This is a genomic window from Bartonella queenslandensis AUST/NH15, from assembly GCF_000312585.1.
Classification (GTDB): domain Bacteria; phylum Pseudomonadota; class Alphaproteobacteria; order Rhizobiales; family Rhizobiaceae; genus Bartonella; species Bartonella queenslandensis_A.
On the sequence record NZ_HE998280.1, the window covers coordinates 1 to 547 of the forward strand.

Sequence of the window (547 nt, forward strand, 5' to 3'; positions counted from 1 at the left end):
TCATAATCCCGCTCCATCTGTGTCCCTTCACCCGCAAGAGCACTGCAAGAACGTGAAAAGCAACTGGAGCGATAAGCTCCACAAAAACCATCGCTGGTCACAAGAATAAACCCACTACGGCCATAAGCTGTTGCAGCGCCACCAGAATTGCTTACACCTTTAACTTCAAGAGCTGCTGCCTCTGTTTTTAAAGCATCTTCTGTTAAAAAATGGCTGCTTGGTACAAAATCATCAAAAAGATCAAGATCTTTAGGATGCTTAACCAAACACTCTTTATCTGCCAAACCTTCAAATAAACTATCGGGAGAAGCTTTAGCCATAGCCACAGCACGTTCTGCGAGTTCTTGTGGATAAGACGCTAAATTAGCAGAAACACTTGCCACTTTCTTTCCAACAAAAACCCTCAGAGTGAAATCATTGCTCTCAGCTGCTTCTGTCGATTCGACTTTCCCAAAACGAACAGATACACTGGTGGAATGTGTATGAACAATAACAGCATCAGCAGCATCCGCCCCAGAACGCCTTGCTGCTTCCACCAATGAAACCG

Annotated in this window: 1 protein-coding gene; it reads right to left on the reverse strand. The window is 44.6% G+C overall.

Features of this window, described 5'->3' with window-relative positions; genetic code table 11:
• A partial coding sequence (locus BN338_RS10200) for a PmbA/TldA family metallopeptidase (protein WP_280109533.1) occupies positions 1-539 on the reverse strand: 539 nt, incomplete at its 3' end.
• Positions 540-547 lie beyond the last annotated feature (8 nt).